Source organism: Vibrio sp. V10_P2A27P122 (assembly GCF_963874335.1).
Taxonomy (GTDB): domain Bacteria; phylum Pseudomonadota; class Gammaproteobacteria; order Enterobacterales; family Vibrionaceae; genus Vibrio; species Vibrio anguillarum.
The window spans coordinates 1-7,981 of sequence record NZ_CAWNHY010000056.1 but is presented as its reverse complement, the minus strand read 5'-3'; the positions used below and the strand labels follow the sequence as shown (position 1 = coordinate 7,981).

Below are 7,981 nucleotides of genomic sequence, written 5' to 3'. Positions count from 1 at the left end.
GGTGTAGAGTAGACGCTAGGTCCGCCATTTCTAGTGCCATGCTTGGGCATAGTTTCATCAAAGCTTGCAGAGAAATAATGGCATCGTCTGCTTGTTCTAGGCTGGCTCTTATTGTGTCTGTGGCCACTTTATGATTTTTATAAAGTGAACAAGTAATTTCTGTTTCGGCATATAACCTTGAACTAGCCAGCAAAGCTGAAATAGCAATCCAAAATATCCATAGTGATTTTTTCATTGGTAAGTCCTAAAAGCCTACGATTTACTGTTGCGATGATTATAAGTGAAGTAGTACATCAAGTGATATCGTACTTCTGTTAATAAGGGTTCGATTCTCATTCTTAAGGCGTTTTTATGCGCGAGGTTGTCTTAGTTTGGAGCATAAGTTTGAAGATTGAAGTCTGCTAGTAACGTAATAGATTATTGAGGCCATTGTTATACCAAGTAAGCTTGCCCCTAAATCGAACAAAGAGAATGATCGTGAACGCGATAACATTTGTAAACTTTCATCAATTATGCAACAGGTCGAGACGATAACTATGGCGAGAAAGATGCTCTGTATAGGGGAAAGAGTGGCGGAAATTACTCGGATAAAAACCAAAGTAATGAATAGTGCAAGTGTAAAGTGGAGATAAATATCACCGCCGAGTGACTTTTCCAAAAATATCGATATCTCAGCATGAATATTCAGTGTTTTTGCCAGTGATAGCGAAGCCGTACTAAGAGAAAGCAAGACTAACATTAACAAGGCGATAGGCCGGTTTATTGAGTAACGTTTTATCATCGAGATCACTCTAGCGCTCTCTTGCAGAGACTATTTTTCTCAGTATAACGTTGAGGGTTATAAATAATAGCTGCACAGGTAAATTTTAAGAGACCGTTTGATTTTAGATATTGGTAGGCTTCTCCTCGGCTTTGAGGATGAGCTAATGCTCTTGCGGTGTGATCAATAATGATAGTTCGCTGCGGCGCTGAAAAAATAGACCAATGGTTAAGGCCAATCTGGGAAAGTGTGTTGTTCACTTTGGGTGTAAAAGGCCCATATCTGTCGGCTTGTGCAAAATAGAGATCAATATTTTCCCCTTTCAACTGAGTTTCAATCACCAATAAATCAGCCCATGTGTCTGACCAAGTAGGTCTCAATAATGCACTTTCCAAGTAGGCCTTTTTGGCATTGAGCAAGCGGCTCTCTTTACCTACATCATCGCCCAAATAGGCTTCCCACTCATAGACCTTACCCAGTAAATTGTGGTAGTGAGGATGGTCTCTGTGGTGCTGTAGTGCCTTTAGTATCATGGCCTTTGTTTCATTCACTTGCTCTGAAGTTACACCATCACTGTGCTTTGTCCAGTAGTCGATGTTTCTTTCTGTTGCTAGCGCGTAAATGGACGCCGTCAAAAAATGAAATGCAAAATAGAGAGTAACGAGCGCAGTTAGCCCAATGCTCAAACGTAAAGCATGGGCTAAAAAAGGGTGATTCACGACCGTCATGGTTATTTTTCTGGGCCGTAATAGGATTGATATTGATGATAACCGCTATAATTAGAGGCTTTTTTGGTGTTCAGTTTGTTCAATATGACGCCATCAATTCTCGCTCCTTGCTGCGTTAAGCGTCCGACCACATCTCTAGCCACTTTAGTACGTGTTTGTGGAGCATTGATCACTAGTATGGTCGAGTCCACGTACTGCGATAGCATAAATGCATCACTAACGGCTAAACACGGAGGTGTATCAATCACAATTCTGCTATAGCGTGTCTTAAGCTCTTCGAGTAGTGAGGCAAACTTAGGCGAGGAGATAAGTTCAAGAGGATTGTCTGTCACGACTCCTGAAGTCAAAACATCAAGCCCTGATTCTTCATCGGTATAGAGACACTCTTCTATGGTATGCGTACCTATGAGCAAGTTGCTCATTCCTGGCTGTGAACCAGAGATGCCAAAACGGTGTGCAACCGATGGTTTTCTCAAATCGCAGTCAATCAGCAGTGTTTTTTCCATTTGTGCCAGTGAAAAAGCCAAATTGATACTCGAGGTTGTTTTTCCTTCCTCAGGCAGTGAAGAAGTAACCATTACCACATGATGCTCTTTGTTGGTGTTGGCAAGTAAATAACCAGTCCGAACGGTTCTAATCGCTTCTGTGAGCTCTCGGTGTTTCGAATCAAAATAGGTTTTTAGCGTTAGGGGGCCTCGAGTTTTAATTGCCGGTATAATACCGAGCAAGCTTAGTGATAACTGTTTTTCAACCTGTTTTATATCAAGGAATGTATCGTTTACCGCATCAGCAATGAAAGCAACAACACACGCCAAACCAAACGAAGCGACAAACGCTAACAATACAATCAGTTTACGATTCGGTTTACTTGGGGCGAGGGGCGGATTGGCAAAATCGGTAAAACGAGCAATCGTAGCATTAAAGTCGCTCGATGCACTGGTCTCTTTTTGACGACTTAAAAAGAGATCAAACAACTCTCGGTTTGTTTGGACTTCGCGCTTTAGCTCTGAATATCTTGCATTTTTTACGGAGAGGCTTTGAAACTCTGATTTGCGTTTCTCAAGTTCCCGGTGCAAAGAACTCTCTGCTTGCTTAGCAGCCTGTAACTCATTGTTGATCCCGTTTAGTAGCTGTTTTAGTTCGAAATTTAAATTACGTTTAACAGAGGCTAGTTCGGCTTGTGCTGCTTTGAGTTTTGGGTGTTTATCTCCATAGCGTTTTGATAGTTCTGAAACTTTTCGCTCAGCTTGTACTTCTGCTAATTTAACATCTCGAATCGTCGGGTGGTTAGATATCTCAGGTATAGAAGCAAGTGCTGAAAGATCACTGTCTTGGCGGCTGTAAGTTTGTGCCACCAGATAGAGTGTTTCAGCTGCAACACGTCTATCTCTCGTTTTATTTAATTGAGAGGTGAGTTCTTCGAGTTCTTGAGATGCTAAGCTTTCAACGCCTTGGATATCGACCAGCCCCTCAGATTTCAAAAACGTTTGTAACTGAACTTCAGACTCTTTTAGTTTTTCTCGCAAATCACCCATCCGATTATTGAGCCAACTATTTGCTTTTAGTTCCACTTGAAGTTTATCTTCAATATGACTATCCATAAAGACATTACCAATTTCATTGGCAATTTGAGCTGATAACTTAGGATCTTTACTGGTGTAAAATATATTGACTAATTGAGTTTTCCGAATAGGACTGATTTCCAGCCCACTTTTGAATGCCTTAAGAACTAATCGATTTTCTCGGTAGTTTCTTTCTTCCAATGATATTTCAGTTGTTCCTTGTTTGAAGGACTTTAAAATCGGAAACCTCTCTTTAATATTTGTCATAACGTTAGAGCTTTGCTCACTTTCTGAGTTGAGAGAAAATTCTGGGTGACTGATGAGGTTAAGCCGTTTGATGACTTCCTCTGCAACTCGGTCTGATTTTAAAATCTCTATTTGAGTGAGATAATACTCTTGGCTTTTAGTATCTATCCCATAGACATCTTCAATCGAAACGGCTTTTGCTTGTTTTGATTCAATCAGCAAGGATGCACGAGCTGTATATTGTGAAGGAACAGACAAAGTAATCAACACTGCAATGGCTGTAACCATGGCAGAAAAAAGTAAAATACGCCATTTGTAGTTGAGAAGGATATTGAAATACTGACGAATATCAATGATTTCATCTGAATTCAAGCGAGGTTTAATTAAAGAGTTTTCCATACAACTACGTTACCTAAAAAAAGCTTTCTTCGACGGTGATGATGTCACCTGGTTGAATTTTATCAAGTAAGTTAACCTTTACAGGTTGAGCACTAGGTTCATCACTTGAAGAGATGTAGATCTTAGTTTTGGACGCTCGCTCTGTGAAGCCTCCCGCAATTGTAATGGCTTTGTTTACTGTTAATCCGGGGTAATATGGATAACTGCCTGAAGCTTTGACTTGTCCATTAATAAAGTAGGGGCGGTACATAACCACACTCACAAAAACATTAGGATTAATTAAATAGCCATCTAGTAAACCATCGTGAATTGCGGCTTTTACCTCTTCTGTCGTTTTACCTTTCAGTTTTATACGTCCTAAAAAAGGGTAATCAATCGTGCCACTGTCACTAACCCGAGTTTCAAGTGACAATTCAGGCTCGTCATATACTTGAATCCGAATTTGGTCTCCGACGCCTAGCTTATAGAAGCTCTGATTGGCCAATGTTGACCAAGAGAGGCAACTTAAAATAATGACTAAGAAGTACTTCATTGTAAGTTACATAACCCCTTCAATCGCAAAGTAATAAACATTTTGATCGTAGCTTAAATTGCTGATATTGGAATCTCTAGATTCAAACCCATAGCCGACCTTGAATGTTAACCAACGACGAAAATCGTAGCTTAACGATAACGACACTTTATTCGTATCGTCTGTACGTTCAGGACGAGTGTAAGTTTCGTTTAACAGTGAATAGTCAAGATTGGATGAAATAATATCACTCCAGTTATGCGACCAGTTAATAGCATAGGTTTTCGTGTCAATTGAATCTCCGGTACCATTTGTATCGGTTGATTTACGATTGGTTTTTAGTTGCACAGCAGAATAGGTTCGGATCAGATATGTAACATCGATATCCCATGAAAATGAGTTGAAATCTTCTCTAGAAGAAGACTCGTAATCTTTATGCTGTACACCAACTTTTGCACTACCTTGCAATTTGCCTGTCGCATCCCACGAAGTACCTACGTAGGTAAAATAGTGTTTACTATCTTTGGTAGTTGAGCCTGGAGCTATCTCATCATAATGTCGGTCATTGACGACAAATTGAAAAACCAAGAACGTTTTGGGCAACGCTTTATAATAAAACGCACTATTAAAGCGTAATTCATCCCAATTTTGGTATCGAGTTATATTTTTGTTATTTTGGTAATCAAAGTTACTCCATCCAATATTGGTTTCTAGTCGGCCTTTAGCATCTTCACCACCAAGGCCATAGCCAAGGTTAATGTTATTGGTATTGTACTCATTGTGCGATAAGTTGAGTGTTGTATCATTATCACCCCGTTGCTCATGGGTCAACGCTAAGTTGTAACTCAAGTCAAGGCGATGTTTGGAGCTGAGTTCCCAGTCACCTGCTAAATCGAAAAAATGATCCGTATAATTATCTTTACTAGAACTGAAATAATCACCTCTTTGTAGCCGATAACCTAGACGATATTTCTGCCCATTAGCTGGCTCTATAGCAAAACCTACACCTGGCTCAAACACTGAATATTGAGAATGTTCGAGATCTTGTGACGCTTTTGCTAAGTTGTCGTTATAACCCATTGATAAGTTTAAAAACGGTACAATAGCAATTCCTGATTCAGTCATAATTGGGTTAGGTTGCGGTTTTGCTTGTACGGCTGACAACGCAAAAAAAGCCAAACCAAAGGACGCGATTCTATTTAAATTAGTTGTTTTCATATGAGTATACTTTATCCATTCTAGTAAGCATTCTTGCCTACAAATCCTTTAAATACGGTGAGAAATACGATTTTGATGTCGAACCACAACGACCATCTGTGTATATAGTCCAAATCAAATTGGACACGTTTTTCCATTTTATCTAGCGTATCGGTTTCACCACGCCAGCCATTAATTTGTGCCCAGCCAGTAATTCCTGGTTTTACTTTATGTCTCAGCATGTAGCGGTTAACGATCGTTCGATACTCTTCGTTGTGCGCTACGGCATGAGGGCGAGGGCCGACAATAGACATTCGACCTTGAAGCACATTAATAAACTGTGGTAGCTCATCTAGTGACGTCTTCCGAATAAACGCACCAAAAGGAGTCACTCGGGGATCATTTTTTGTGGCTTGTGTCACTTTGTTCCCATTGTCCATGGCACGCATGCTTCTGAATTTCCATACTTTGATAGACTTTCCATCCAGCCCATAACGCATCTGTTTGAAAATAATAGGGCCGGGCGAGCTGAGTTTCACGCCTACTGCAACTGCAATAAGGACAGGACTGATTAAAATCAAGATAAGACTACTTAAGACTAAATCTTCAAAACGTTTTAGCCACGTACCTAACCCATTGAACGGTGTGTCAAAAATACTAAAAGCATTAACATCGCCGATGGTATACCAACGCGAATGCAGTAAATTGAAGGTGAAAAAGTCTGGCACAATATAGGTATTCACTGTGCTATCCGAAAAGGCCTCTAGAATCTTGCTGATTCGATGCTGGGCTTGCATTGGTAGTGCTATGTACACACTTTTTACTTGACCGTTTTTGGCGAGTGTTAATGCATCATTAACTTTACCGAGCACTGGAATATCACTTGCGATACGTTCATCACCCCTATCATCGTAAAAACCCGTCAGTTTAATACCTAACTCAGGGTTATTGATGAGATTTTTCGATAGTTCTAGGCCCTGCGGTGTCATGCCGATAATGACAGCTTTAGTGGTGTGATAACCTTTTTTATGTAGATAGTAAATGACTGTAAATGCGACGAAGCGCCAAAGCAGTAATAAAATAAATGATCCGACAAACCAAAAACCTAAAATTAAACGTGAGAAATCGCTTCCAGTTTTTGTGAAATAACCAACTAAAGTTAAGCAACCAACAGTTGAAGCCCAACAAAAAGCAGTGTGTAGAGTTAAAACTCTAAGTTTTGTGGTTCGCCAACCGCTGTATATATCAAGGCTTTCAGCAATAAATGAATAAAAAATAACCCCTAAAAGTCCCACAGATATATAAGACATCGTAACGATATGTGAGTGAAACTTTAGTGTAATATACATTGTGATCAGTATTACTAAGCAATCTATCAGGCGGTAGAAAAATTTACCTTGATAGTTAGAAATACGGATCCTTCCTCTTTCACCCATTGTAGAAGCTCCTAACCGCTCAATTATTAAGGTAACGAATAATAATTATTTTTTAGCAGTGCATTCTCATATTAAGCTCCGACGACTTCAACTGATCAGGTGCATCAAAAATAAGACGCGATGTGTGATATATGGAATGGGTGACTGTATTTTGGGTTTTTCAATTTGAGATGGAGTACGGAGAGTCGGATAAGGTGATGTAATCACTTGCTATTACTGCATTAACTTAATGTGGTCACCTTGTTAGACGACCGTTATATAAGAGCTAGCTAATGTTTGAATGAAAATAATGGAGGGTATTTACGGTGTAAGAATTAAGGCTAAATTTGGTTGTGTTTTTATCTCTTCTTAATCTTATGGGTATTGCGACAGCTTAAGGGTAAGTCACGCTATATCGTGTGGGTTTATGATTCATTGCTAATACAAGGTTAAGTGAGACAGCCCCGAGCACAGACAGTGTGGCAATGGAAAACGAAACAAAAAAGGCAGAAGCAGCTAAAATTGAGCAATCTATAATCAACTGACTTTTGCCAACAGGGATCCCAAATTTATCTTGAATAAACAAACACAAGACATTAAAGCCACCCAAGCTGGAACGGTGACGAAAGAGAATTAACATGCCAAGACCCATTAATAATCCCCCGGCAATGGCGCAGTAAATTTCATTGACCATTTCCAAAGAAATTACCAAATAAAGATGGTCCGCAAAAATAGAGACTAATGCGCCGGATAGCGCGCTGTTGATGGCAAAGCGATGACCAAATCGTTTCCAAGCCAAAATGTAAAAAGGGGTGTTAGCCAAAAAATAAATGCTACCAAATGAGGCTGGGACTAACTGGCTGATCAGCAGTGCTAAACCAGCGGTTCCACCTGTCAGTAAATGAGCGGACTGGAGAAAGAAGACGCCTTGTGCGACCAAAAAGGTTCCCGTTAAAATGGCAACCCAATCTTCTTTACGTGTGTGTGTTCGCATCGATAAATAATTTTAATAGCTAAGAATGGCGAGCATAGTAAAGAAAAAGTAATATTTTCGGTAGATAGAGAGTGAAAATTGAGGTAAACCTATGTAATTGCAGCTTTACAAGGTGTAAAGCAGAATGGTTGACATACTAACTCATCATTATCCAACTTACTGTTTAGCA

Annotated in this window: 6 protein-coding genes and 1 pseudogene; all 7 read right to left on the bottom strand. The window is 39.8% G+C overall.

What is annotated here, in order from left to right:
• A pseudogene (locus tag AACQ17_RS03455) lies at positions 1 to 235 on the bottom strand (hypothetical protein); the annotation flags it as partial.
• 551 nt (positions 236 to 786) lie between these two features.
• A complete protein-coding gene (locus AACQ17_RS03450; RefSeq protein WP_017048004.1) occupies positions 787 to 1,488 on the bottom strand; it encodes a VpsP family polysaccharide biosynthesis protein in 702 nt (233 codons plus the stop codon).
• 2 nt (positions 1,489 to 1,490) lie between these two features.
• Positions 1,491 to 3,695: an exopolysaccharide regulatory tyrosine autokinase VpsO gene (gene vpsO, locus AACQ17_RS03445; protein WP_017048005.1), complete on the bottom strand. Its 2,205-nt coding sequence runs from the start codon at positions 3,693 to 3,695 to the stop codon at positions 1,491 to 1,493.
• A 13-nt stretch (positions 3,696 to 3,708) separates the two neighbouring features.
• Positions 3,709 to 4,227, bottom strand: coding sequence for an exopolysaccharide export protein VpsN (gene vpsN, locus AACQ17_RS03440; RefSeq protein ID WP_017048006.1), 519 nt, complete (start codon positions 4,225 to 4,227; stop codon positions 3,709 to 3,711).
• A 6-nt stretch (positions 4,228 to 4,233) separates the two neighbouring features.
• Entirely contained in the window at positions 4,234 to 5,424 is a 1,191-nt protein-coding gene (locus AACQ17_RS03435; RefSeq protein ID WP_094167760.1) for an outer membrane beta-barrel protein, read from the bottom strand.
• 20 nt (positions 5,425 to 5,444) lie between these two features.
• Positions 5,445 to 6,839: an exopolysaccharide biosynthesis glycosyltransferase VpsL gene (gene vpsL, locus AACQ17_RS03430; RefSeq protein WP_017045831.1), complete on the bottom strand. Its 1,395-nt coding sequence runs from the start codon at positions 6,837 to 6,839 to the stop codon at positions 5,445 to 5,447.
• 373 nt (positions 6,840 to 7,212) lie between these two features.
• A complete protein-coding gene (locus AACQ17_RS03425; RefSeq protein WP_017045830.1) occupies positions 7,213 to 7,812 on the bottom strand; it encodes a YitT family protein in 600 nt (199 codons plus the stop codon).
• Positions 7,813 to 7,981 lie beyond the last annotated feature (169 nt).

Coding starts and splice junctions, on each gene's coding strand:
- vpsO (WP_017048005.1), bottom strand. CDS start 3,695: ATGGAAAACTCTTTAATTAAACCTCGCTTGAATTCAGATGAAATCATT.
- vpsL (WP_017045831.1), bottom strand. CDS start 6,839: ATGGGTGAAAGAGGAAGGATCCGTATTTCTAACTATCAAGGTAAATTT.
- AACQ17_RS03425 (WP_017045830.1), bottom strand. CDS start 7,812: ATGCGAACACACACACGTAAAGAAGATTGGGTTGCCATTTTAACGGGA.
- AACQ17_RS03450 (WP_017048004.1), bottom strand. CDS start 1,488: ATGACGGTCGTGAATCACCCTTTTTTAGCCCATGCTTTACGTTTGAGC.
- vpsN (WP_017048006.1), bottom strand. CDS start 4,227: ATGAAGTACTTCTTAGTCATTATTTTAAGTTGCCTCTCTTGGTCAACA.
- AACQ17_RS03435 (WP_094167760.1), bottom strand. CDS start 5,424: ATGAAAACAACTAATTTAAATAGAATCGCGTCCTTTGGTTTGGCTTTT.